This is a genomic window from Micromonospora sp. IBSANI012 (genome assembly GCF_052814045.1).
The window spans coordinates 6240607-6265208 of the sequence record NZ_CP199933.1 but is presented as its reverse complement, the minus strand read 5'-3'; the positions used below and the strand labels follow the sequence as shown (position 1 = coordinate 6265208).

Sequence of the window (24602 nt, the reverse complement as noted above, 5' to 3'; positions counted from 1 at the left end):
GTCACGCCTCCAGGTCAGCCAGGACGGTCGGCAGTTGCCCGGCCACCTGGGCGACCCCGGCGGGGGTGGTGTCCAGGTGTGCCAGCAGCCCCTCGACGTACGACACGTCGACCCGGACCTTCTGCACCCGGCCGTCCACGTCGCGCATCACGAACTCGCGGAAACCGAGCCGGTCCGCCGAGGTGGCGTCCACGGCCGAGAGCGAGGCGAGGGTGGCCTCGTACCCGTCGTCGACCGGCACCCGGAGCAGACGCAGCGCCTCGGAGGCGATCTCGGCGTCCTCGGCGATCCGCCCGACGAAGACGGTGGAGACGAGGTTCTGCACGTCGAGGCCGAGGATGTCCTTCGGGTTCTGTGAGGCGACCAGGGCGGCGAGGTTCCACTTGCGGGAGTCCCGGGCCAGCCGGACCAGGAACGACCGGCCGGAGCGCCAGCCCTCCATGAAGTGCGCCTCGTCCAGGCCGACCAGCTTGCGCGACGACATCGACCCGCCGTAGCAGCGGCGCACCGCGAGCCGGTGCGCGGTGTGCAGCATCGGCAGGGCCAGCGCCTCCTCGGCGGACCAGTACTCCCGCTCGATCTTGAGGTCGGGGAGCCGGAGGCCGGCCATGGTGATCACGGTGAGCGCCGCGTCGGCACCGAGCAGCCCCTCCGGCGGGCGGCCGAAGAAGAGCATCGCCAGCGGCATCTCGGCGGTGTCGAGCAGCAGGTTGGCCAGCTCCCGGCCGGCGTCGTCGTCCATCCCCTGCAGGCAGGCGACCACGTCGTCCAGCGTGGAGGTCTCCTCCGCCGGCACCTGGCGTACGGCGTGCCGGAACAGGGTCGCGGTGGACGCCTCGCGGGCCACCTGCGGCGGCACCAGCATCATGCAGATGTCCTGCACGAGCATCCGGCGCTCGGCCCGGGCGTTGGAGACCGCGATCTCGAACTCCCGGTCGCCCGCCGCGCCACTGCTGAACTCGCTGCGCAGCGGGGTGGGGATGAGCGAGTACGGGGCCAGCGTCCCGGGCTCCGACCCGGTCAGGTTGAGCACCCGTGCGTACGGGCGCAGCTCCGGCATCGCGCAGAGCCGGGCCAGCGGGCCGGACGGGTCCAGCAGGGTCACCTGCACCCCGCGCCGCGCGGCCAGGTAGCCCAGGGCGCCGAGCAGGGTCGACTTGCCACCACCGGGTTCGGCGACGAAGACCGCCAGGCCGGAGCGTTCGCGGACCTCCATCGGGAAGTGCAGGTCGAGGAAGACCGGGCGGCGGCAGGTGCCGGCGGTACGCCCGATCAGGTCGCCCCGGCGGTCGCCGACGGTGGAGGCGGCCTGCGGCAGCGCGGCGGCGAGCAGGTTGACCGGCATCCGCCGGACATAGCCGGTGTTGGCGATCGGCTCGCCGGGGATGAACTCGCGGGCCAGCCAGTCCTGGTTCTTCGGGTGTTGCAGGGAGATGCGCAGCTCGCGGGAGTAGAGCTGGATGAGGCGACGGGCCCGTTCCAGGCACTCCTCCCTGGTCCGGCCGCCGACGGCGATCCGGTGCCAGCCGTGTGCGCGGGCCGAGTCCACCGGCAGGCCGGTGGTCATCTCGTCGCCGATCACCAGCGCCCGCTTGGCCAGTCGCTCCAGCTCGGGCGGGGCGTCGATGCCGTGCTCGGCGTAGTCGAGCTGCTGCGAGCGGATCATCCGCAGCCGGTGCTCGAGGTTTCGGAAGGAGTCGCCGGAGCCGAGGATGTCGACCCGGGTGGAGATCTCCATCGGCCAGGGCAGCCGCTCGTGGAAGTGCAGCCAGGGCTCGTGCCGCTCGGGGATCTCCAGCGGCTCCATCCGGCCGACGGCGAGCACGGCGACGTGCCGCTCCTCGCCGGTCATCCGGTTTACCAGCTTCACGGTCGAGCCGTACGGGGTGCGGTAGCGCTCGACCTGCTCGGTGAGGGCGAGCAGGTCACCCCGCTCCCACCGGCCGTTGGTCACCGGGGAGAGCGTGCCGGGTGGTGCCATGCAGAGCGCGACCGAGCGGTAGAGCAGCCATTCCAGCTCCTGCGCGGTCACCCGGCGGCCGCGCATGCCGAACGCGCCCAGCACCTCGTCGAACTGCTCGACGGTGCGGCCGAGCCTGCGGCGCTCGCCGTCGGCGGTGCCCCGGCCGAAGGTGCGCAGCAGCCGCTCGGTGAGCGAGTCGCCGAGCGAGCGCCGGGCGAAGGTGACGCCGAGGTAGGTCTGCCCCTCGGCGTGGTTGACCGACATCAGGTGCCGCTGGGCGGCGACCAGGTGGTCGGCCCAGCCGGGCGTGCCGGGGACGTCGGGCAGCGGCGCGGCCGTGTGCGCGTCGATGGTGCGGGCCCACTCGTCGGCCGGGAAGGGGCGGGTGGTGCGGCGCAGGTGCAGCCGGAACCCGGCCAGGCCGGCGAACTGCTCCGAGATCGCCGAGAGCAGCGCCTCCCGTTCGGCGTCCGGGCGGAACGCCCAGCGCACCTCGGGCAGCCAGTACCAGGCGGTGACGGTGTTGGGAGTGAAGGTCAGGTGGCCGGCGATCTCGGTGATCGCCAGGTCGATCGACGGGTCCCGGTCCCCGAACTTGATCTTCGGAGGGCGTACCCGGACGGGCTTGGCGGGGGTGCGCCGGCTGGCCGCGCGCTGGCGCGGCGGCGCCAGCTCCCGGGACGTCCGTTCCGCCGGCTCCTGCGGCCCGGGCTCGGCCAGCTCGCGCCGGCCCGGTTCGGCGATCGCGTGCCGGGCCGGCTCCTCGACCTCGCGTCGCGACGACCCGGCGGGCACCGACCGGGGCAGCTCCCCCGGTTCGGGCCACTCCGGCTCGGTCGGCTCGGCCGGCTCGGGACGGACCGGTGCGACGGTCTCCCGGCGGGCCCGCGCGGCGGCCTCCCGCCGGGCCCGTTCGACGGCCTCCCGCCGGCTGCGTTCGGTGGCCTTGCGCGCGGTCAGCGGCTCGGCGGGCACCGCGCGCGGCACGCGCGGCGCCGGGGTCTCCACCGGTCGGTCCGCGACCGGCTCGGCCTCCGCCGGCGGGCGCAGCACGGGCAGGCGGTCGCCGGGCTGGTGCGGGACCCGGGTGCGGGCGGGGCGGTCGGCGGCCGGCGCCTCGATCGCCGGCGGCGTCTCCGGCGCGCTGGGGGGCTGCGGCGCGGCCGGCGCCTCGATCGCCGCCGGCTGGTGCGGGATCGGCGGGTGCTCCCGGCCACGGCGCGGGGACGACACCGGCGGCGGCGGGCCGGGGCGCGGCGGTGCGCCGGGGCCGCCGAAGAGGTCGAGGAACGGGGAGTCGATGTCGGTGCCGTCGCCGACGAGCATCGGCGGGCTCGGCTCGACCGGCGGTACGCCCCGGCCGTTCGTCGGCCGCGGCGGCTGGAAGACGCCGACACCACCCTGCCCCGGACTGGTCACCAGGGCCGGGTCGGACGGCTGCTCGTCCTGGATCTCCTCCTCCGGGTAGTCGAGCGACCGCGCACGGTTACCGTGCGGGGCGCTGTGACGTCCGGCCGGGAAACCCGGCGTGGAAGAGCGACTCATGCGACCGCCTCACCCGCGTGGTTCGACTGCCCGATCGACGTACGCCCGGTCATGCCAGTTCCTCCCGGATCCTGATCCGGCTGCCGACCAGGCGGGGGTCCCGCAGCTCGGCGGCCGGCTCCCGGGTGCGTCGCCAGTCGGTCAGGGCGGTGCGGATGACCATCCGTGCCGGCCGGTCCGGGTCGACGTACCGGAAGATGAACGAGGTGCTCACGATGGCGAGCGCGATCTCCCAGGCGGGGAAGAGCTCGACCTGCAGCGTGAACAGCCAGTGGATGAACATGTAGAGGGGTACGAGCAGCATGAACAGGCCGTACTGGGCGTACGGCAGGTGGACGGGAAGGGTGTAGCCGGGCGGCCCGAGGTAGACCAGGCGAGCCCGGTAGATGTCGTCGTCGGTGCGCAGCCGCATGTCTCGCCCGGGCCTATTCGAAGATCAGGTCGATCAGGTAGTCACCGACGAAGAAGAGTGTGGCCGCCCCGGCGATGAAGGCCAGGCCGACGATCGCGATGGCCGAACTGGTGAGCACCTTGGAGATCTCACCCCGGCTGGCCCGGCCGATGAAGATGACACCGAGCACGGCGAGCAGGATGGGCGCGATCTTGCTGGCGAAGAAGGTGACGACGCCGTTGGTGTCGATGCCCTTCGGAGCCGCTTCGGCGAGCGGTGTCGTCGCCAGGGTGTGCAGGGCCTGCGCGACGCCGGACGTCGCCGTCTGCATGAGCTCGAAGGCGATCACTGGAACCTCCCCATGTCGCGGCCGGCGGTGCCGCGGTGGTGCAGTAGGCAAGCCTGGCGGGAAATGTGCTCACTCAGCGCAGCGTCGGCGACGCTACGTTCGTTACCCACCACGAAGAGTGGTGAGCTTTGGGGGGATTCTTCCCGCTTCGGCCCTCCCTCCAGGCTTCGCCATCTCGATGCTGGGCAATTCCACAGCGTACGGCCCGCCCTCCTTTGCGACAACCCGCGAAGAGTCGGCCCGATTCGCCCCGGACGACCGATCGTACACCTGTTCCAATGCGCATGTCAGGGGGCTGCCGGAGCGGGCGTGGACGACCGGTACCGTCTAGTCGTGACCGATCTGGTACGGGCGCAGGCCCCGGTGGTGATGGGCGTCCTCAACGTCACGCCCGACTCCTTCTCCGACGGTGGCCGCTACGCCGACCTCGACGCCGCGGTCGCACACGGGGTACGGCTGCGGGCGGAGGGCGCCGCGCTGATCGATGTCGGCGGCGAGTCCACCCGACCGGGCGCCGACCGGGTCGAACCCGCGACCGAGGCGGCCCGGGTCCTGCCGGTGATCCGGGAGCTGGCCGCGGCCGGCGTGGCGGTGAGCATCGACACCAGCCGGGCCTCGGTGGCCGAGGCCGCCCTGACCGCCGGAGCGACCGTCGTCAATGACGTCTCCGGCGGGCTCGCCGACCCGGACATGGCCCGGGTGGTGCGCGACGCCGGCTGTCCCTGGGTGCTGATGCACTGGCGCGGGCACTCGCGGGGGATGCGCGAGCTGGCCACCTACACCGACGTGGTCGCCGACGTGCGCGCCGAGCTGGGCCGACGGGTCGACGAGGCGTTGGCCGCCGGGGTGGCCGCCGACCGGATCATCGTCGACCCCGGCCTCGGCTTCGCCAAGACCGCCGAGCACAACTGGGAGCTCAGCGCCCGCCTGCCGGAGCTGGTCGCGCTCGGCTTCCCGCTGCTGTTCGGGGCGAGCCGCAAGTCGTACCTCGGCCGGCTGCTGGCCGACGCCGACGGCGAGCCGCGCCCCACCGCCGACCGGGAGGCGGCCACCGCGGCCACCAGCCTGCTGGCCGTCGCCGCCGGCGCCTGGGGGGTACGCGTGCACGACGTGCGCGGCACCGCCGACGCGCTCGCCGTCTGGCAGGCCACCGGCCGCCCCCGCCTGGTCGCCGAGCCGGCCGCGCGCCGCGCCGGCCAGGACGGCGCGGAACCGGGCGGTGCCGGCGTGCCCGCGGTGGGGGCGGCCGGGCCTGCCGGCCGGCAGGAGAGCGAGCCGGCGCGGTGACCGCGTCCGGGCTGGGGACCGCCGCGTACGTCGGCCGGGACGAGGGAGAGCGATGACCGACCGGATCGAGCTGACCGGCCTGCGGGCGCGCGGTCGGCACGGCGTCTACGACTTCGAACGCGCCCAGGGGCAGGAGTTCGTCGTCGACGCGGTGCTCGAACTCGACCTCGCCCCGGCGGCCCGCTCCGACGAGGTGACCGACACGGTGCACTACGGCGAGCTGGCCGAGAAGCTGGTCGCCGTCATCACCGGCGAACCGGTCGCGCTGATCGAGACGCTCGCCGACCGGCTGCTCGCGGTCTGCCTGGCCGAGCCGCTGGTCGCCGCCGCCACGGTCACCGTGCACAAGCCCGAGGCGCCGATCCCGCACACCTTCTCCGACGTCGCCGTGACGATGCGGCGTACCCGATGACCCGGGCCGTGCTCTCCCTCGGCAGCAACCTCGGCGACCGCCTCGGCCACCTGCGTGCCGCGGTCGCCGCGCTCGGCGACGCGGTCCTGGTGGTCTCCGGGGTCTACGAGACTCCACCGTGGGGGGACGCCGACCAGCCGGCGTACCTCAACGCGGCGGTGATGGTCGCGGACCCGGCGGCGGCCCCGCGCGACTGGCTGGAGCGGGCCCGGGCCGCCGAGCGGGCGGCCGGCCGGGCCCGCGACCCCGAGCGCCGGTTCGGACCGCGCACCCTGGACGTGGACGTCATCGCCGTCTGGGACGCGGCCGGCGAGCCGGTGCTCAGCGACGACCCCGAACTCACCCTGCCGCACCCCCGCGCCCACCTGCGCGCGTTCGTGCTGCGGCCGTGGATCGACATCGAGCCGCATGGGCGGCTGCCCGGACACGGCTGGCTGACCGACCTGCTCAACGCCGAGCCGTTGGCCGGCGACGCGCTGGAACTGAGCCCCCGGCCCGATCTGGCGTTAGAGTCGACCCCATGACCGAGTGGAGCCGGCCGGCATGACCCAGGCGCAGCCCCCGCGCGGAAGCGAGCCCGACCGCTTCCGGATGGGCCCCACCCGGATCGCCACCCTGGTCGTCGCCGCCCTCGGCGCCGCGGCGGTGGCCTGGTTGCTGATCAGCACCTTCTACTACGACGTCGCGCCGGACCTGCCCTGGCTGCCGGTGGTCACGCTGGCCGCGCTCGCGGTGCTGGAGGCGTACGCGGCGGCCAACACCCGCAGCCGGATCGAGCGCCGGCCGGGCCGCGAGCCGGTCAACCCGCTGCTGGTCGCCCGGTTCGTGGTGCTGGCCAAGGCGTCCGCCCTGGCCGGGGCGATCTTCACGGGCTTCTATGCGGGGCTGACCGCGTGGCTCTTCATCGAGGACACCAACGCCGCCATGGACGACCGGCCGGCGGCCGGCGCCGGCCTGCTCGCCTCGCTCGCCCTGACCGCCGCCGCGCTCTGGCTCGAACGCGCCTGCCGGGTCCCCGAGCAGGAGGACGACGAGGACCGGGAGCCCGGCGAGCGGGAGGGCCGCCCGCCGCGCCGCTGATCAGGGGGGTTACGCGCGGCCGCGTGCGCAGGTACCGTCCCTGGCGACCGGAGAGCAGACGACCGTCGACGAGGACGGTTGGCCACGTGGGAGGCGCGCGGCATGGCGTACGACGAACCAGGCCGGGCCGGATCCGCGGAGCCCACGCCGGGGGTGCCCGCCGCCGTGCTGGAGAACGTCTTCGACGATCCCGCGCACGGTGAGCCGGGCCGGGACCGGGTCGGCGTGCACCTGGTGTGGGAGACGCTCCTCCTGGTCGGGCTGGTCGGTGTGGTGCTGCTGCTCCGCCGCGAGGACGCCGACGCGCTGCGCGGCGACGGGCTGCGCACCCTCCTGGTCGACGTGGTCGCGCTCGGCCTGCTGGCCCTCGCCGCCGGGGTGAGCCTGCGTACCGCGGCGGTGAACCTGGCGGTCGGGCCGGTCGCCGTCGCCGCCGCGCTGCACTTCGCCGAGCAGGGCGATCGCGGTGTCACGGCCGCGCTCACCCCGGCCCTGGTGGCCGCCGCCGTCGGTGGCCTCGCCCTGGCCCTGGCCGTGGTGGTGCTGCACGTGCCCGGCTGGGCGGCCAGCCTCGCCGCCGCCGCGGGCGTGATCGTCTACATCGAGCGGCGCTCCGGCGCGGTCGGAGTGCAGGGCGACTACGACCCGCGCCGCACGGCCTTCTACCTCTTCGCCGGGTTCGCGGCCGTCGCCGTGCTGGGCGGGATCTTCGGCGCGACCCGGGCGGTCCGGCGGGTGGTCGGCCGGTTCCGGCCGGTGGTCGACCCGGCCCGCCGCCGGGGCGTGCTGGCGGCCCTGGTCACCGCCGCGGCGCTGGTCGGTTCCACCGTGCTCGCCATGCTGGCCGGGGTGCTGCTGGCCGCCAACGACGCCGGCCCGGTCGTACCGGCGTCGGGGCTGGACTGGACGGTGCTGGCGGTCGGCGTGGCGATGCTCGGCGGCACCAGCGCGTACGGCCGGCGCGGCGGGATCTTCGGCACCCTGCTCGCGGTGGGCGCGGTGGTGGTCTTCCTGGCCTGGGCGACCGCGCACGGCTGGACGGTCTCCCGGTGGACGGTGGGCGGCGTGGCGCTGGGCGTCGGGGTGGTGGTGACCCGGCTGGTCGAGGCGTGCGGGCGCCCGCGCGGGACGCTCGGCGAGCCGGCCGAGACGACGCCCGCCGGCGACGGCATGATCAGCACCGGCTGGTCGCTGCCCCGGCCGAGCACCGTCGACAACTGGCCGCCCGCGCTCCCGTCCCAGTCGACCGCCACCCCGCCGGACCCGTGGGAGGCCCCCCGCTGGGAGACCGGGGCGCGCCGCTGGGACGACGACGACCGGTGAGGCCGTGCCCGCGTCCGACGGGCCGTAGGTGATCTCGCCGGTTAGGCTCGCGGGCATGAGCGAGACTCCTTCCGCCGGTACCGGCCGCACCTTCGATGAGCTCGACGCGCTCTCCACCGAGGAGCTGCGGGAGCGGGCCTTCGCGCTGGCCCGGGAGCGCCGCGACGTGGGCTTCTTCTGGTCGGTGCTGCGGCACCTGCCGAACGCCGACGAGGCCGCCGCGCTGGACGGGGCGCCGAACTCGATCGGCCCGACCATCGACGAGGCCTCGGCGCTGTGGCGGGAGCTGACCGGCCACGGGTACGAGGAGTCGGCGCCGCTGCTGCGTGCGGCGTTCATCGACTACCTGGTGAAGCACTGACCGGTCGTACCGCCGGCTGGCTGAGGTTTGCCCGCCGGGGTGGGTCGGGAACTTCCCGCCGCATGGCCCTCACCAACCGTCCCCGGACCGTCAGCGGGTACGGCACCGCCGCCGGCACCGGCACCCTGGCCGCGCTCATCCTGGTCGGGGTCTGCGGCAGCCCGTGGTACGTCGACTGGGCCGAGGCGCACACCGACCCCAACTCCGCCGGCGGCTGGTTCCTGCGGCTGCTCGCCTGGCCCGCCTGGCGGCTGGAGGCCGCCGGTGGCGAGCACGGGGTGCTCGCCACCGACCTGCGGGCCATCCTGCTGCTGGTGTTCGCCGCGACCTTCCTCTACCTGCTGCCCACCTCGCAGGTGGCCCGGGTGCAGGGCTCGGTGAGCCAGTTCTTCTCCGGCTGGGCCGCGTACGTCCTGGCCGCCGCGACGGCGACCCTGCTGGCGGCGCTGCTGACCTCGGACGGGCCGCTGCTCGCCGACTTCCAGACCACCGGCACGGGCGCCACCTACGGCTTCTTCGCCGGCTGGATCATCGGCGCCGCCAGCCTCGGCGGCCGGGCCTGACCTTCCGGACCCGACCTGGCCGCCGGAACGGCCCGGCTGCCGCCGGAACGGCCGGGTCGTCGGCCGCGGCGTCATCGGCCGGCGAGGTCAGGCTCCGGTCTGGCCGAGTTCGAGCACCCGGGCCCGGGTGAGCGCGCCGACCGGTTCGCCGTCGGCGGTGACCACGACCGCCTCGGAGCCCGTGGTGAGCATCGCCGCCAGCGCGTCGTACGCGGAACCGCCCAGCGGCACCGCCGGCAGGTCGGCGGTCGCGCCGGGGAGCGGGGCCAGCGTGTCCCGGGTGACCGGGGTGACGGCGAGCCGGCGGATGCCCCGGTCCGCGCCGACGAACTCGCGGACGAACGGCGAGGCGGGGGCGCCGAGCAGGGCGGCCGGGGTGTCGTACTGCTCCAGCCGGCCCCCCTGGGAGAGCACCGCGATCCGGTCGCCGAGCCGGACCGCCTCGTCCAGGTCGTGGGTGACCAGCACGATGGTCTTGCGGACCTCGGCCTGGAGCCGGAGGAACTCCTCCTGCAACCGGGTCCGGACGATCGGGTCGACCGCCGAGAACGGCTCGTCCATCAGCAGCACCACCGGGTCGGCGGCGAGCGCCCGGGCCACCCCGACCCGCTGCCGCTGCCCACCGGAGAGCTCGTGCGGGTAGCGGCGGCCGAACTGCGCCGGGTCGAGCCCGACCAGCTCCAGCAGCTCGTCGGCGCGGCGGCGGATCCGCTCCTTCGGCCAGCCGAGCAGCCGGGGCACCGTGCCCACGTTGGTGTGCACCGTCTGGTGCGGGAAGAGCCCGACGTTCTGGATCACGTAGCCGATCCGGCGGCGCAGCTTCACCGGGTCGACCCGGGTGATGTCCTCGTCGCCGAGCAGGATCCGGCCGCCGGTCGGCTCGATCAGCCGGTTGACCATCCGCAGCACGGTGGACTTCCCGCAGCCCGAGGGGCCGATCAGGACCACCAGCTCGCCGGCCTTGACCTCCAGGCTCAGCTCGCGCACCGCCTCGGTGCCGTCCGGGTAGCGCTTCCGGATGCCGTCCAGGGTGATCGAGGCCGCGCTGTGCCCGGCCGCGCCGGTGGGTCCCGGGGTAACGTCCACGTGTGTCCCTCCACCTGAGCTACCGGGCCGACCCCGGTAACCCGTGGTTCTCCTGGCAGTACGTGCGGGACAACTCTGACACCATCCTCGCCGCGCTGCGCGAGCACGCCTCGCTGACCGCCCGGGCGGTGCTGATCGCCGCCCTGGTGGCCCTGCCGTTGGCGGTGGCGGCGTACTGGTTCCGCGCCCTCGCCGGGCCGATTCTCGCACTCACCGGCGTGCTGTACACCGTCCCGTCGCTGGCGCTGTTCGCCTTCATCGCGCCCTACCTGGGCATCGGGGCGATCACCGTACTGACCGTGGTGGTGCTGTACGCGCTGCTGGTGATCGTGCGCAACGCGGTGGCCGGGCTGAACCAGGTGCCCCCCGAGGTCCGCGACGCGGCCGAGGGCATGGGGTACGGCCGCTGGGCGCGGCTGTTCCGGATCGACCTGCCGCTGGCCCTGCCCGGCATCCTCACCGGGGTGCGCCTCGCCACCGTCTCGACGGTCGCCCTGGTCACCGTCGGGGTGGTGGTCGGTCGCGGCGGCCTCGGGCAGCTCATCTTCGCCGGCTTCCAGAACAACTTCTACAAGGCCCAGATCATGACCGGGACGCTGCTCTGCGTCCTGCTCGCCCTGGTGCTGGACCTGATCCTCGCCGTGGTGGGCCGGCTGCTCACGCCGTGGCTGCGCGGGCGGGCCGGATGACCGCCACGAATCCGGTCGAGCAGGCGGTGGTCTGGCTCAACGACCCGCTGAACTGGACGAACCCGGGCGGCATCCTGGACCGGCTCGGGGAGCACCTGAGCATGTCCGCCGCCGCGGTGCTGCTCGGCTGCCTGGTGGCCTGGCCGATCGGGCTCTGGCTCGGGCACAGCGGTCGCGGTGGCGGGCCGGTCCTGCTGATCTCCAACGTCACGCTGGCGATTCCCACCCTGGCGCTGCTGACCATCCTGCCGCTGACCTTCCTCGGGTTCGGCCGGCCGGCGGTGGTGGTGGCGCTGGCCGTCTTCGCGGTGCCGCCGCTGCTGGCCAACGCGTACACGGGGGTGCGGCAGGCCGATCCGGAGGCCCGGGACGCGGCGCGGGGGATGGGGCTGTCCGGCGGGCAGGTGCTGCGCCGGGTGGAGTTGCCGCTGGCGGTGCCGTACCTGGCGGCCGGATTCCGGACCGCGGCGGTGCAGGTGGTGGCGACCGCCGCGCTCGCCTCGTTCGTCAACGGCGGCGGGCTCGGCCAGATCATCCGGGCGGGCTTCGGGCTGGACATCGCGGCCGGCGGCGGCCAGATCATCGCCGGGGGCGTGCTGGTGGCCGGGCTGGCGCTGCTGGTCGAGGGGGTGTTGGCGCTGGTCGAGCGGGCGGTCACCCCGCGCCCGCTGCGGCGGGCCCGGGGCCGGGCGAACCGGCGGGCGGCGGCCGCCGTCGCCGGGAACTGAGCGATCCGGTGACGATCCGGTGACGAACCTCGCCCGGAGTTTGTCGGTCGGAGCCGGAGGATATTGGCTGGAGTCGCGGGCGGCCGATCGGATCGCCCGTCGGACACGCGGCCGGCCCACCCGGGGTCGCGCCGGGACACGGAAGGCGGGCGCGATCATGCGCGTACGGACACGGCTGGCGGTCGGCGCGGTGGGCGCGCTCACCGTGGCAGGTCTGCTCACCGGCTGCGGGGACGAAGGGTCCTCCGGCACGGACGCACCCAAGCAGGGCGCGAGCGGGGCCGGGTGCGCCCCGGTCGCCGGCGACCAGCTGGTCGTCCTGAACGACGACAAGAAGCTCCAGAACACCGACAACATCATCCCGGCGATCAACGTCGACGCGGCCAACCCGCAGCTGGTCGCCGCGCTCGACAAGGTCTCCACCGCGCTGGACACGCCGAAGCTGATCGCGCTCAACAAGGCCGTCGACGTCGACCGCAAGACCCCGAAGGCCGCCGCCGAGGGGTTCGCCTCGGCGAACAACCTCACCGCCGGCATCGCCAAGGGCCCCGGCGGGCAGATCGTGGTCGGTGCCGGCAACTTCAGCGAGAGCCAGACCCTGGCCGAGCTCTACAACATCGTCCTCACCGCGGCCGGCTACCAGGTCAAGGTGCAGCAGATCGGCAACCGCGAGCTCTACGAGCCGGCCCTGGAGAAGGGCGAGATCCAGGTCGTCCCGGAGTACGCGGCGACCATGGCGGAGTTCCTCAACACCAAGGCCAACGGGAAGAACGCCACCCCGGTCTCCTCGCCTGAGCTGGACAAGACCGTCACCGCGCTGAAGGCCGCCGGCGACAAGGTGGGCATCACCTTCGGCGCACCCGCCGCCGCGCAGGACCAGAACGCCTTCGCCGTGACGAAGGCGTTCGCCGACAAGTACGGCGTGCAGACGATCTCCGACCTGGCGGCCAAGTGCTCCGGCTCGGCGACGGTGCTGGCCGGTCCGCCGGAGTGCCCGCAGCGGCCGAAGTGCCAGGCCGGTCTGGTGGAGGTCTACGACTTCAAGGCCGGCTCGTTCAGCTCGCTCGACGCCGGTGGCCCGCAGACCAAGAACGCGCTGAAGACCGGCACCGCCAGCGTCGGTCTGGTCTTCTCCTCCGACGGCGCGCTCGCCACCGGCTGACCACGCGTTCCGGGCGCGGCGGCACTCCGCCGGCCGCGCCCGGCCCGCACCCCCTGACGTCGCGATTCGGTCCTCGGGACCGTTCCCACCCAGGGCATCTCTCGGTAGGCTCCACAGCCATGCCCGCCCCGGTCGTGCCCGAGAAGCATCACCCGCAGCTGCTGACCGTCCTGTTCTGGATCGGTGTGGCGATCGCGCCCGTCGCGGCGCTGATCCTGCTGATCGCCGACGGCAACGGTCCGCTCCGGTTCGCCGCCGTACTGGCCATCATGGCCGTGGTCCTGATCGGTCTGTCGATCGCGCTGCGCGCCGACGGCGGCCAGCCGCGCGGCGAGGAGTTCCTCGACGAGCTGGAGCAGCTTCGCCGGGAGCTGCGGGCCGAGATCGTGGCCGCCGCCCAGCGCGGCAACCAGGCGCTCGACCAGTCCCAGCGGGTGGAGGACCAGGTCTCCGCACTGCGCCGCCGGCTGGACGCGGCGGCGGCCGGCATCGCCGCGGCCGCCGGGATCTCCGGGGCGGTGGCCGAGGAACCGGCCGGCGCCGGCCGGGCCCGGGTGTCCGCCCCGCAGGAACAGGCGTCGGGCGGGCGGCGGTGGGCCGCCGCGCCGGAGGAGACCCCGTCCACCTGGGGGCGCGCCACCGAGCGGGACGACGAGGAGCCGGCCGGGCGCCGCTACGGCGCGGAGCGTCCCGCCGCCGGCCAGGCCGGGGTGTACGGCGCTCCCCGCGAACCGCGCGGCGCCGCCCCCGCCCCCGAGGCGGGCGGCCGTCCCGTGGTGCGGCACACCGAGACGGTGCACGTGACCACCCGGCACACCGTGGTGGACGGCGCGGACCCGGCGGTCGGCAACGCCTACGCCGGCTACGCCGGCCGCTGGTCGCCCGCGCCGGAGGAGTCGTCCTGGAGCGGCGCGGAGCCGGAGAACTCCTGGTCGGAGCGGGCTGAGCCGGAGCGGGGCTGGGCGGGCCAGCGCGACGAACGGTCGAGCGGCCAGCGGGAGGAGCGGTCCTGGTCGGCCGGGCAGCCCGAGGAGCGGTCCTGGTCGGGTGCCGCCGACGACCGCGCCGACCAGTCCTGGGCGGGCGGGTCGTACCCGGCGGAGGAGAACTGGTCCGGGATGCGGGCCGGCGACCGCTGGGCCGAGGTACGCGACGACGGGCGGGGCCGCGAGGTGCGGGTCGGTGAGCGCCGGGCGGAGCTGCACGCCGACGGCGCCGAGTTCCGCATGCAGGACCGGTGGGCGTCGGTACGCCACGACGAGCCCCGCCGGCCCGCCGAGCAGTGGGGCGGCGGTTGGGGCGAGCCGGAGGAGCATCCCGCGCTGCCGGCCGGCGGGGTGCCGGTGCCGCAGGAGTGGCGGGGGGAGGCGCGCGGCCAGCAGCATGCCGAGCAGTCGTGGGGCGAGCGGTCGGCCGACCAGTGGCGAGCGCCCGCGCAGCGGGAGCCGGTGGACTCCTGGCGGGCCGCCGAGCCGGAGCCGCGCGCCCGCCAGCAGCAGTGGGGCGGCGAGCAGCGGTACGGCCAACCGCCGCAGGACGACTCCCCGCGCGCGGGTGGCCGCTGGCGCTGACCCGCTCCGGTCAGCCGCCGGTCACTTGTCGATGTCGCCGACCACGAAGAACATCGAGCCGAGGATGGCGATCAGGTCCGGCACCAGGGTGCCGGGGAGCAGGCTGGCCAGCGCCTGCACGTTCGCGTACGACGCGGTGCGCAGCTTGAGCCGCCACGGGGTCTTCTCGCCCCGGGAGACCAGGTAGTAGCCGTTGATGCCGAGCGGGTTCTCGGTCCAGGCGTAGGTGTGCCCCTCGGGCGCCTTGACCACCTTGGGCAGTCGGGTGTTCACCGGCCCGGTCAGCCGGTCGACCCGGTCCAGGCACTGCTCGGCGAGGTCGAGCGAGGCGTATACCTGGTCGAGCAGCACCTCGAAGCGGGCGTGGCAGTCCCCGGCGGTGCGGGTGACCACCGGCACGTCGAGCTGGTCGTAGGCCAGGTAGGGCTCGTCGCGGCGCAGGTCCAGGTCGAGGCCGGAGGCGCGGGCGACCGGCCCGGACGCCCCGAACGCGGCGGCGTCGGCGGCGGAGAGCACCCCCACCCCGACGGTACGGGCCAGGAAGATCTCGTTGCGCCGGATGAGCCGGTCCAGGTCGGGCATCCGGCGGCGGACCTCGCCGATCGCGGCGCGGGCCCGGCCGGTCCAGCCGGCGGGCACCTCCTCCTTGAGGCCGCCGACCCGGTTGAACATGTAGTGGATCCGGCCGCCGGAGACCTCCTCCATCACCGCCTGGAGGGTCTCCCGCTCGCGGAACGCGTAGAAGACCGGGGTGATCGCGCCGATCTCCAGCGGGTACGAGCCGAGGAACATCAGGTGGTTGAGCACCCGGTTCAGCTCGGCGAGGGCCATCCGCAGCCAGGTGGCCCGCTCCGGCACCTCCATGCCCATCAGCCGCTCGACGGCGAGCACCACGCCCAGCTCGTTGGAGAACGCGGACAGCCAGTCGTGCCGGTTGGCCAGCACGATGATCTGCCGGTAGTCGCGGACCTCGAAGAGCTTCTCCGCGCCCCGGTGCATGTAGCCGACGATCGGCTCGGCCGCGACGACCCGTTCGCCGTCGAGCACCAGCTTGAGCCGGAGCACTCCGTGCGTGGACGGGTGCTGCGGACCGATGTTGAGCACCATGTCGGTGCCCAGTTGCTCCCCGCCCGCGCCGGTGCCGACGGTCAGCTCGCGGAGGTCGCCGGCGTCCGTGGTCATGTGGGTCATCGTGCCATGAACGCGGCGGGGTCGACGCCGACCGGTTGCCGCAGCCACCAGTGCCCGCCGAGGCCGGCCGGGTCGGTCAGCTCGGCCACCGCCGAGGCGGCGGCCAGCGCCCGCAGGTAGCCGGCCGGGTCGCGACCGGCCAGGGTCAGCGGTGGTCGGCCGCCGTCGGCCCCGAGCGCCCGCAGCGCCTCCCGCTGCGACACCAGCGTGTACGCGCACCCGGCGACCCGCGCGCCGGCGGTGGCGACCGAGTCCACGGCGACGTGCGCGGCGACGTCGCGGGAGCCGTCGGGTACGGGTGGCACCTGCCGGCCGGCGCGGTACCCGGTCAGCGTCCCGTCCACCGGCCGCTCCTGCCGCAGGTGTCCGTAGTCGACGGCCAGCGCGAGTCCCCGGTCGAGCTTGCCGACCGCGTCGGCCCAGGCGTCGTCCCTGGTCCGGCCGATCTCGGCCCGCCCGGCGGCCACCGGGGCGGGCCACCAGCGGTGCAGCCAGTCGAGGTCGGCGGCGTCGACCGGATCGCCCACCGACTCCGCCCCGCTCGCCGGGTCGACGAGCAGGTACCGCCAGCCGTCCCCGTCGTGCACCGCGACGTCGAGCGGGACGTTGTCCAGCCATTCGGTGGCGACCAGCAGGCCGGTGACGCCGTCCGGGATCTCGTCCCGCCAGTCGATGCCGGCGGGCAGGTCGTCGGGGCGGGGCGCCCGCTCGACGGCGGTGAGCCGTACCCGGTGGGCGAGCGGCACCGGCGCGGCGGGTGACGGCGCGGCGGCGGCCGTGGCGGTCGGGGCTTCCGGGGAAGCCGGCCGCCCGGTGGGATGCCCGTCGGCTCCCACGGCCCGGGCGAGGGCGCGCAGCAGCTCGCCTCGGCCGGCGCCCACGTCGACCACGTCCAGCCGGTCGGGCCGGCCCAGGGCGGCGTCCACCTGGTCGACCAGGCGGGACAGGGCGGTGGCGAGGACACCGGGGGCGTGCGCGCTGGTGCGGAAGTGGGCGGCGGGTCCGGCGCCGGCGACGAAGAAGCCGGCCGGGCCGTAGAGGGCGGCGTCCATGGCGTCCCGCCAGCGCATCGAGTTCATCCCGCGTTCAGGGTGCGTCACCGTGCCGACCCTACGGTCAGCCGGGATGAGACGACTGTTCATCCCCGCCGGGACGGATCGGACGTCCGGGAGGCCGGGGCCGGCGGGCGGCACTGTAACCGCGGCGCGTGGTCCGCGCCGCCCGGAAACCGCCCGCCCACCGGCCGGTGAAGGTTTTCACACACTCTTGTTAGGGCTCCGTAACCCCAGCGCATACTTGCGGTCGACCGGTACCCCCTTCGAGGACTGGATCGTTGCCATGAGCGCACCGCTGCGCCCGCGTTCGGCCGCCCCGCGCGAGGCCGCCGTTCCCGCGGGCGGCGCCCCTGCCGGCGCCCCGCTCGTCTTCCCCCGCACCCTCACCGTCGGCATCATCGGCGCCGGCCGGGTCGGTGCGGTGCTGGGCGCGGCGCTCGCCGCCGCCGGCCACCGGGTGGTCGCCGCCGCCGGCGTCTCCGGGGCCGCGAAGGCCCGGATCGCGCTGCTGCTGCCCGGCACCCGCAACCGCTCGGCCACCTCGGTCGCCCGCGCGGCCACCGACCTGCTGCTGATCGCCGTCCCGGACGACGCGCTGGCCGGCGTGGTCGCCGGGCTGGCCGAGACCGGGGCGCTGCGCCCCGGCCAGGTGGTCGCCCACACCTCCGGTGCGCACGGCCTGGCCGTGCTGGCCCCGGCCGCCGCCGTCGGCGCGCGCCCGCTGGCGCTGCACCCGGCGATGACCTTCACCGGTACGCCCGACGACCTCGGCCGGCTGGCCGGCATCTCGTACGGGGTGACCGCCCCGGCGGAGCTGCGCCCGCTCGCCGCCCGGCTCGTCGCCGACCTGGGCGGGGTGCCGGAGTGGGTCGGCGAGGCGGACCGCGCGCTCTACCACGCGGCGCTGGCGCACGGTGCGAACCACTTGGTGACCCTGGTCAACGAGGCGGCCGACCGGCTGCGCGACGCCGGCGTGGCCCAGCCCGAGAAGGTGCTGGCCCCGCTGCTGCGGGCGGCCCTGGAGAACGCGCTGCGGCTCGGCGACGACGCGCTGACCGGCCCGGTGTCCCGGGGCGACGCGGGCACCGTGCGCCGACACCTGGACCGGCTGGCGGAGACCGCCCCGGAATCGGTGGCCCCCTACCTGGCGTTGGCACGACGGAGCGCGGATCGGGCGATCGCGGCCGGTCGGCTGCGGCCGGTGGACGCCGAGTCGCTGCTCGACGTGCTGGCCGGGATCCATCGGGAGGTGGCAGCGTGACGGAGCTGGTGCACAGCCGGGCCGAGCTGGCGAAGGCGCGGGACGGACTCAAGGGCACCGTCGGCGTGGTGATGACCATGGGTGCGCTGCACTCGGGGCACGAGACGCTGCTGCGGGCGGCCCGGGAGCGGGCGGACCACGTGCTCGTCACGATCTTCGTCAACCCGCTGCAGTTCGGGCCGAACGAGGACTTCGACCGCTATCCGCGCACCCTCGACGCCGACCTGGAGATCTGCCGCCGGGCCGGGGCCGACGTGGTGTTCGCCCCCGCCGTGTCGGACATGTACCCGGACGGGCAGCCGGCGGTCCGGGTGAACCCGGGACAGCTCGGCGAGGACCTGGAGGGGCAGAGCCGACCCGGCTTCTTCCACGGGGTGCTGACCGTGGTCATGAAGCTGCTCCAGCTCACCCGCCCCGATCTCGCCTTCTTCGGCGAGAAGGACTACCAGCAGCTCACCCTGGTCCGCCGGATGGCCCGCGACCTGGACGTCCCGGTGGAGGTGGTCGGCGTGCCGACCGTCCGCGAACCGGACGGACTGGCCCTGTCCAGCCGAAACCGCTACCTCTCGCCGGACCAGCGGCGGACCGCGCTGAGCCTGTCGGCCGCGCTGCGGGCCGGCGCGACCGCCGCCGAGCAGGGCCGGGACGCCGGGGAGGTGCTGGCCGCCGCGCACCGGACGTTCGCCGCGGTGGGCGCCGACGCCCGGCTGGACTACCTGGTGCTCACCGACCCGGACCTGGAACCGGGTCCGGTGGCCGGCCCGGCCCGGCTGCTGGTCGCGGCCTGGGTGGGCGACACCCGCCTGATCGACAACATGGCGATCCGACTCGCCCCTCGCTCCTGACCACCTGACCACCACACCCGCTGAGAGGCGACCGATGTTCCGGACCATGCTCAAGTCGAAGATCCACCGGGCGACGGTGACCCAGGCCGACCTGCACTACGTCGGCTCGGTGACCGTGGACCAGGATCTGCTCGACGCCGCCGACCTGCTCCCCGGCGAGCAGGTGGCGATCGTGGACGTGACCAACGGGGCCCGGCTGGAGACGTACGTCATCCCCGGCGAGCGGGGCAGCGGGGTGATCGGCATCAACGGCGCGGCGGCGCACCTGGTGCACCCCGGCGACCTGGTCATCCTCATCTCGTACGGTCAGATGGACGACGCCGAGGCGCGCTCGTACCGGCCCCGGGTGGTGCACGTCGACGCCGACAACAAGGTCGTCGACCTGGGCGCCGACCCGGCCGCCGTGGCTCCCGGCACCGCCGGCGACCCCACCCCGAGCCCGCTGGCCGTGGTGGGCTGAGCGCACTTCCGGTCTGTCACCGGAAGGTCATTGTTGGTTACCCTGGGCGGACCGTCGGGATCGACGGTCGGCTGGGGGAGGCCGCGATGCGCCGTGCGATGACGAGACCGCTCGCCGCGTTGGTCGCGGGGGTCCTGCTGGCCGGGTGCGCCGCCACCGCCGGGGTCGACGGGGACCTCACCGACGACTGGGCCGCCCCGGCGGCTGCCGGGCCGTTCACCCCCGAGGCCGGCATCTGCCAGGTCGGCGACTTCACCGACACGGTCGCGCTGGACGCGTACGCGCCGGTGGACTGCGCCGTGGCGCACCGGGTGGAGACGGTGCACGTGGGGACCTTCCCGGCCGGCCGGGCGGACCCGCCCGCCACCGGCTCGCCCGACCTGCGTGGCGCCTTCGCCGAGTGCGACGCGCACGCCACCGGGTACGTCGGCGACGACTGGCGTGCCGGCCGGCTGCGGATGGCCGTGGCGCTGCCCACCCGTCCCGGCTGGGCGGCCGGCTCCCGCTGGTACCGCTGCGACCTCAGCGAGTTGACCACCGTCGAGGCGGCGGCCGCCGTGGTGACCCGCACCGGCAGCCTGCGTGACGCCCTGAAAGGTCCGTCGCCGCTGCGCCTGGGCTGCCAGCGCACCCGCACCGGCACCGGCCGGGGCGTGCAGGTGCTGCTCCCGGCGGAGTGCGCCACCGCCCACGACGCCGAGTTCGTCGGCGTGTGGCAGGCGCCCGACCGACCGTACCCGACCCGGGACGCCGACTGGCTGCCGCTCTACGCCGGCTGCCGCAGCGTCCTCGCCCGGTACGTCGGCGTGCCGGACGACGCCGACCTGCGCTTCCGCAGCGGCGTGGTGGTCCGCCCGCCCGGTGCCGGCCGCTGGCGGGCGGGTGACCGGGGTGTGCGCTGTCACCTCTGGCTCAGCGACCGGACGGTGACCGCCTCGCTCAAGGGCGCCGGCCCGGCCGGGCTGCCCGTCCGGACGAAGTAGCGGACGCCGTAGTCCAAACCACTCGTCGTGCCCCCGCCGCCCGGGATGAGGGGCGTTCGGGTTGACTGTGCTCATGGACCTTCCGACCGTCGACCTGCCGGCCCTGCCCAGACTGCTGGCCGCGCCCGCGCCCGGCTGGGTGGAGACGACCGACGTGATCGTGGTCGGTTCCGGGGTCGCCGGCCTCACCGCCGCGCTGCATCTGCGCGAGGCCGGCCTGCACGTCACGGTGGTCACCAAGGTCAATATCGACGAGGGCTCCACCCGGTGGGCCCAGGGCGGCATCGCGGCGGTGCTCGATCCGACGGACACCCCGGCCGCGCACGCCCACGACACCGAGATCGCCGGCGTCGGGCTCTGCGACCCGGCGGCCGTGCGGGTGCTGGTGGAGGAGGGGCCGACCCGGCTCCGCGAGCTGATGCGCATCGGCGCGGAGTTCGACCGCAAGCCGGACGGGTCGCTGATGCTCACCCGGGAGGGCGGGCACCGGGCGGACCGGATCGTGCACGCCGGCGGCGACGCCACCGGCGCCGAGGTGCAGCGCGCGCTGCACGCGGCGGTCCGCCGCGACCCGTGGATCCGCCTGGTCGAGCACGCCCTGGTGCTGGACCTGCTGCGCGCGCCCGGCGACGGCCCGGACGGCCTCGGGCCGGCCTGCGGCATCACCCTGCACGTGCTCGGCGAGGGCAGCGAGGACGGCGTCGGCGCGCTGCTGGCCCGGGCGGTGGTGCTGGCCACCGGCGGGATGGGGCAGATCTTCTCGGCGACCACCAACCCGGCCGTCTCCACCGGCGACGGGGTGGCCCTGGCCATGCGGGCCGGCGCGGCGGTCACCGACGTGGAGTTCGTCCAGTTCCACCCGACCGCGCTGATCGTGCCGCAGGCGGCCCGGGTGTCCGGCGCCGGCCTCGCCCAGCAGCCGCTGGTCTCCGAGGCGCTGCGCGGCGAGGGCGCCCACCTGGTCGACGGTGACGGCAAGCGGTTCATGGTCGGCCAGCACGAGCTGGCCGAACTGGCCCCCCGGGACGTGGTGGCCAAGGGCATCCACCGGGTGCTGCTGGCCACCGGCGCGGACCACGTCTGGCTGGACGCCCGGCACCTGGGCGGCGACTTCCTGGCCGGGCGGTTCCCCACCATCGTGGCGTCCTGCCTGGCCATCGGCGTGGACCCGGCCACCGACCTGATCCCGGTCGCCCCGGCCGCCCACTACGCCTCCGGCGGCGTCCGTACCGACCTGCACGGCCGCACCTCCATCCCCGGCCTGTACGCCTGCGGCGAGGTCGCCTGCACCGGCGTGCACGGCGCCAACCGGCTGGCCAGCAACTCGCTGCTGGAGGGGCTGGTCTTCTCCCGCCGGATCGCCGAGGACATCGCCGCCGGGCTGCCCGAGCAGGCCCGACCGGCGGAGACGGGCGCGTGGGTGGGCGGCGAGGGCTGGGTGGCGCCGGCCGAGGGCACGTCGGCGCTTCAGCGGGCGATGACCCGGGGCGCCGGGGTGCTGCGGTCGGCCGCCACGCTGACCGGGACCGCCGCCGTCCTGGGCGAGCTGGGCCTGGGCCGGGGCACTCCGCGTACCGCCGACTGGGAGGCGACGAACCTGCTCACCGTGGCGTCGACCCTGGTCGCCGCCGCGTACGCCCGGCAGGAGACCCGGGGGTGCCACTGGCGGGAGGACTTCCCGGCCGCCGACGAGCGGTGGCGGGGCCATCTGCTCGGTGCGGTCGGTGCGCAGGGTCGGTTGACGTCTCGGTGGGAGGAGTTGGCGTGAGCGCGAGGAGTGAGGTGGCGGCGTGAGGGAGTCGACGCAGCAGGCGTTGCGGGCCGGTGGCCTGGACCCGGCGCAGGTGCGGGCGGTCGTCGTGGGGGCGTTCGCCGAGGACCTGGGGCCGGAGTTCCTCGACGTGACCAGCGTGGCCACCATCCCCGACACGCAGACCGACACCGCCGACGTGGTCGCCCGCGCCGACGGGGTGGTGGCCGGGCTGGCCGTGGCCGCCGCGGCCTTCGAGCTGGTCGGCGAGGTGACCGGTGCGGACCGTACCGTCGAGGTGTCGCTGGTGGCCCGGGACGGGCAGCGGGTGGCGCGCGGCGACGTGCTGGCCACGGTGACCGGCCCGACCCGGCTGCTGCTCACCGCCGAGCGCACGGCGCTCAACCTGCTCAGCCGGATGTCCGGGGTGGCCACCCACACCCGGGCCTGGGCCGACGCCCTGGCCGGTACGAAGGCGATGGTGCTGGACACCCGCAAGACCACCCCGGGCCTGCGCACCCTGGAGAAGTACGCGGTGCGCGCCGGCGGCGGCACGAACAAGCGGATGGGCCTGCACGACGTTGCCATGATCAAGGACAACCACAAGTTCGCCGCGGGCGGCATCGCGCCCGCCTTCCGCCGGGTCCGGGAGGCGTTCCCCGACGTGCCGGTGCAGGTGGAGGTCGACACCGTCGCCGAGGCGGTGGAGGCGGTCGAGGCCGGTGCGGACTTCCTGCTGCTGGACAACATGACCCCGGAGACGCTGCGGGAGGTGGTCGCCCGGGTGGGCGACCGGGCGGAGCTGGAGGCGACCGGCGGGCTCACCCTCGCGGTGGCGGCCGAGTACGCGGCCACCGGTGTGGATTTCCTGTCGGTGGGCGCGCTGACCCACTCCTCGCCGATCCTGGACATCGCGCTGGACCTGCGGACGCGGTGAGCCGGGCGCGGTGGGCCGGGCCGGCCGGCCGGCGGCTCGGCGGGTTCGACCCGCCGGGCGGCGTCTAGGCTGCGCGTGTGCTGCTCTGCATCGACATCGGAAACACCAACACCGTGCTGGCGACCTTCGACGGCGACAAGCTGGTGCACTCCTGGCGGATCAAGACCGACGCCCGGTCCACGGCGGACGAGCTGGGTCTGATGTTCCGTGGGCTGCTCGCCGGTGACGCGGTGGAGATCACCGGGGTGGCGGCCTGCTCCACGGTTCCGGCGGCGCTGCGCTCGCTGCGGTCCATGCTGGCCCGCTACTACGCCGACCTGCCCAGCGTGATCGTCGAGCCGGGGGTGCGCACCGGCGTCCAGCTCGCGATCGACAACCCCAAGGAGGTCGGCTCGGACCGGGTGGTCAACACCCTTGCCGCGTACACCCTCTACGGCGGTCCGTCGATCGTGGTCGACTTCGGCACCACCACGAACTTCGACGTGATCAGCGGCCGGGGGGAGTTCCTCGGCGGCGCCTTCGCCCCGGGCATCGAGATCTCGTTCGACGCCCTGGCCGCCCGGGCCGCCCAGCTGCGCAAGGTGGAAGCGACCAAGCCCCGGTCGGTGATCGGCAAGAACACCGTCGAGTGCCTCCAGTCCGGCCTCTACTTCGGCTTCGCGGGGCAGGTCGACCGGATCGTCGAGCGGATGGTCGAGGAGTTGGGCGAGGTGAAGGCGGTGATCGCCACCGGCGGGCTGGCCTCGGTGGTGATCGGCGAGTGCCGCACCATCACCCACCACGAGCCGATGATCACCCTGATCGGGCTGCGGATGGTCTACGAGCGCAACACCTGACCCCGGCCGCCGGGTCGGGCGCCGCCCGGGGGCTCAGCGCCGCCGGGCCCGGAAGACGAGCGTCCGGTACGGCAGTTCGACCGTCTCCCGCCCGGCCAGGTCGGGGTGGGTGGCGAACAGTTCGCGCAGCTCCGAGTCGACCCGCTGCCGTTGCCGCGGCGTGGCGGTCAGCCAGTTCGAGCGGGTACGCAGCATGCCGACCACCTCGTCCGGGGTCAGCGTGGCCCGGTGGGCGAACTCGCCCAGCTCGACCGGGCCGAAGGCCGGACTGAAGTCGGTGATCTTCTCGGTCAGGTCGCCGGCGTCGTCGTGGATCTCGGCGATCCGGTCCAGCTCGGCCACCCAGCCGACGCTCCCGTCCCGGGTGTTCCAGATCGGGGCGAACGTCCCGCCCGCCCGGAGCACCCGGGCGATCTCGACGTGCGCCCGCTCCTTGTCGAACCAGTGGTAGGCCTGCCCCACCAGGACCGCGTCGGCCATCCCGTCCGGCAGCGGCACCGCCTCGGCGCTGCCGGCCAGGGCGGTGCTGCCCGGCGTGGCGGTGGCCAACTGGGCCCGCATGCCCGGATCGGGCTCCACCGGCAGCACCTCGTGGCCCAGGTCGAGGATCGCGCGGCTGAGGATGCCGGTGCCGGCGCCGAGGTCGACCACGCGGGCCGGCGCGTCGACGCTCGCCAGGGCCCAGCGGACGGCGGCCTGCGGATAGCGGGGCCGGAACCGGTCGTAGTCGGTGGCGGCCGTCCCGAAGGACAGCGCGTGAGTGGGGTCGGTCAT

25 protein-coding genes are annotated in these 24602 nt (G+C 75.0%); 18 read left to right on the top strand and 7 right to left on the bottom strand.

The genetic code is table 11. The features are described from left to right. Position 1: 1 nt before the first annotated feature. The 3 genes from ACTWM8_RS29070 to ACTWM8_RS29060 are packed head-to-tail and all read right to left on the bottom strand — an operon-like array spanning position 2 to position 4248. Positions 2-3508, bottom strand: coding sequence for an ATP-binding protein (locus ACTWM8_RS29070; RefSeq protein ID WP_446211714.1), 3507 nt, complete (start codon positions 3506-3508; stop codon positions 2-4). A 49-nt stretch (positions 3509-3557) separates the two neighbouring features. Then, positions 3558-3920, bottom strand: a complete 363-nt coding sequence (locus ACTWM8_RS29065) for a hypothetical protein (protein WP_067302246.1) — start codon at positions 3918-3920, stop codon at positions 3558-3560. A gap of 13 nt (positions 3921-3933) precedes the next feature. Beyond that, entirely contained in the window at positions 3934-4248 is a 315-nt protein-coding gene (locus ACTWM8_RS29060; protein ID WP_446211713.1) for a hypothetical protein, read from the bottom strand. Between the two features lie 333 nt (positions 4249-4581). Between ACTWM8_RS29060 and folP the strand changes: the two genes are divergently transcribed. The 7 genes from folP to ACTWM8_RS29025 all read left to right on the top strand — a co-directional run bounded on the left by folP (position 4582) and on the right by ACTWM8_RS29025 (position 9274). After that, on the top strand, positions 4582-5535 hold the full coding sequence (gene folP, locus ACTWM8_RS29055; protein WP_446211712.1) for a dihydropteroate synthase: 954 nt from the start codon (positions 4582-4584) through the stop codon (positions 5533-5535). A gap of 52 nt (positions 5536-5587) precedes the next feature. Beyond that, positions 5588-5947 carry a dihydroneopterin aldolase gene (folB, locus tag ACTWM8_RS29050; RefSeq protein WP_088959940.1) on the top strand — a complete coding sequence of 120 codons (360 nt, stop codon included), beginning with the start codon at positions 5588-5590 and terminating at the stop codon, positions 5945-5947. Then, positions 5944-6471 carry a 2-amino-4-hydroxy-6-hydroxymethyldihydropteridine diphosphokinase gene (folK, locus tag ACTWM8_RS29045; RefSeq protein WP_446211711.1) on the top strand — a complete coding sequence of 176 codons (528 nt, stop codon included), beginning with the start codon at positions 5944-5946 and terminating at the stop codon, positions 6469-6471. Before folB ends, folK begins: the two co-directional genes overlap by 4 nt. Positions 6472-6490: 19 nt before the next feature. After that, positions 6491-7027, top strand: a complete 537-nt coding sequence (locus ACTWM8_RS29040; RefSeq protein WP_446211710.1) for a DUF3180 domain-containing protein — start codon at positions 6491-6493, stop codon at positions 7025-7027. Positions 7028-7129: 102 nt separating this feature from the next. Then, on the top strand, positions 7130-8350 hold the full coding sequence (locus tag ACTWM8_RS29035; RefSeq protein ID WP_446214710.1) for an ABC transporter permease: 1221 nt from the start codon (positions 7130-7132) through the stop codon (positions 8348-8350). Between the two features lie 55 nt (positions 8351-8405). Beyond that, the gene (locus ACTWM8_RS29030; protein WP_179802167.1) at positions 8406-8711 is read left to right on the top strand and encodes a hypothetical protein; all 306 of its coding nucleotides are present in this window, start codon (positions 8406-8408) and stop codon (positions 8709-8711) included. 62 nt (positions 8712-8773) lie between these two features. Then, positions 8774-9274, top strand: a complete 501-nt coding sequence (locus ACTWM8_RS29025; RefSeq protein WP_446211709.1) for a hypothetical protein — start codon at positions 8774-8776, stop codon at positions 9272-9274. A gap of 87 nt (positions 9275-9361) precedes the next feature. Here ACTWM8_RS29025 and ACTWM8_RS29020 read toward each other — a convergent pair whose 3' ends face one another. Beyond that, on the bottom strand, positions 9362-10360 hold the full coding sequence (locus ACTWM8_RS29020; protein WP_446211708.1) for an ABC transporter ATP-binding protein: 999 nt from the start codon (positions 10358-10360) through the stop codon (positions 9362-9364). 2 nt (positions 10361-10362) lie between these two features. Here ACTWM8_RS29020 and ACTWM8_RS29015 point away from each other — a divergent pair, with 2 nt between their 5' ends. The 4 genes from ACTWM8_RS29015 to ACTWM8_RS29000 all read left to right on the top strand — a co-directional run bounded on the left by ACTWM8_RS29015 (position 10363) and on the right by ACTWM8_RS29000 (position 14510). Further along, positions 10363-11049, top strand: coding sequence for an ABC transporter permease (locus tag ACTWM8_RS29015; protein ID WP_446211707.1), 687 nt, complete (start codon positions 10363-10365; stop codon positions 11047-11049). After that, positions 11046-11777, top strand: coding sequence for an ABC transporter permease (locus tag ACTWM8_RS29010; protein WP_446211706.1), 732 nt, complete (start codon positions 11046-11048; stop codon positions 11775-11777). Before ACTWM8_RS29015 ends, ACTWM8_RS29010 begins: the two co-directional genes overlap by 4 nt. Positions 11778-11934: 157 nt before the next feature. Continuing rightward, on the top strand, positions 11935-12939 hold the full coding sequence (locus ACTWM8_RS29005) for a glycine betaine ABC transporter substrate-binding protein (protein ID WP_446211705.1): 1005 nt from the start codon (positions 11935-11937) through the stop codon (positions 12937-12939). 119 nt (positions 12940-13058) lie between these two features. Then, positions 13059-14510, top strand: coding sequence for a hypothetical protein (locus tag ACTWM8_RS29000; RefSeq protein WP_446211704.1), 1452 nt, complete (start codon positions 13059-13061; stop codon positions 14508-14510). 21 nt (positions 14511-14531) lie between these two features. On the opposite strand, the gene ACTWM8_RS28995 is transcribed toward ACTWM8_RS29000, so the two are convergent. Together ACTWM8_RS28995 and ACTWM8_RS28990 are read right to left on the bottom strand one after the other, a co-directional pair. Then, positions 14532-15701, bottom strand: a complete 1170-nt coding sequence (locus tag ACTWM8_RS28995) for an NADH-quinone oxidoreductase subunit D (RefSeq protein ID WP_346537825.1) — start codon at positions 15699-15701, stop codon at positions 14532-14534. Continuing rightward, positions 15698-16780 carry an SAM-dependent methyltransferase gene (locus ACTWM8_RS28990; protein ID WP_446214709.1) on the bottom strand — a complete coding sequence of 361 codons (1083 nt, stop codon included), beginning with the start codon at positions 16778-16780 and terminating at the stop codon, positions 15698-15700. Before ACTWM8_RS28990 ends, ACTWM8_RS28995 begins: the two co-directional genes overlap by 4 nt. Before the next feature lie 259 nt (positions 16781-17039). Here ACTWM8_RS28990 and ACTWM8_RS28985 point away from each other — a divergent pair, with 259 nt between their 5' ends. The 7 genes from ACTWM8_RS28985 (at position 17040) to ACTWM8_RS28955 (ending at position 23828) form a co-directional block, all read left to right on the top strand. Next, positions 17040-18017, top strand: coding sequence for a Rossmann-like and DUF2520 domain-containing protein (locus tag ACTWM8_RS28985; RefSeq protein WP_446211703.1), 978 nt, complete (start codon positions 17040-17042; stop codon positions 18015-18017). After that, positions 18014-18862, top strand: coding sequence for a pantoate--beta-alanine ligase (gene panC / locus ACTWM8_RS28980; RefSeq protein ID WP_446211702.1), 849 nt, complete (start codon positions 18014-18016; stop codon positions 18860-18862). Before ACTWM8_RS28985 ends, panC begins: the two co-directional genes overlap by 4 nt. Before the next feature lie 34 nt (positions 18863-18896). Beyond that, a complete protein-coding gene (panD, locus tag ACTWM8_RS28975; RefSeq protein WP_179802157.1) occupies positions 18897-19322 on the top strand; it encodes an aspartate 1-decarboxylase in 426 nt (141 codons plus the stop codon). 86 nt (positions 19323-19408) lie between these two features. Next, entirely contained in the window at positions 19409-20305 is an 897-nt protein-coding gene (locus tag ACTWM8_RS28970; RefSeq protein ID WP_446211701.1) for a septum formation family protein, read from the top strand. Positions 20306-20378: 73 nt separating this feature from the next. After that, positions 20379-22073, top strand: a complete 1695-nt coding sequence (locus ACTWM8_RS28965; RefSeq protein ID WP_446211700.1) for an L-aspartate oxidase — start codon at positions 20379-20381, stop codon at positions 22071-22073. Positions 22074-22095: 22 nt separating this feature from the next. Continuing rightward, positions 22096-22992 (top strand): carboxylating nicotinate-nucleotide diphosphorylase, encoded by an 897-nt coding sequence (gene nadC, locus ACTWM8_RS28960; protein WP_446211699.1) that lies wholly within the window; start codon positions 22096-22098, stop codon positions 22990-22992. A gap of 77 nt (positions 22993-23069) precedes the next feature. Then, positions 23070-23828, top strand: a complete 759-nt coding sequence (locus ACTWM8_RS28955) for a type III pantothenate kinase (RefSeq protein WP_238449292.1) — start codon at positions 23070-23072, stop codon at positions 23826-23828. 33 nt (positions 23829-23861) lie between these two features. On the opposite strand, the gene ACTWM8_RS28950 is transcribed toward ACTWM8_RS28955, so the two are convergent. Continuing rightward, positions 23862-24602 (bottom strand): class I SAM-dependent methyltransferase, encoded by a 741-nt coding sequence (locus ACTWM8_RS28950; RefSeq protein WP_446211698.1) that lies wholly within the window; start codon positions 24600-24602, stop codon positions 23862-23864.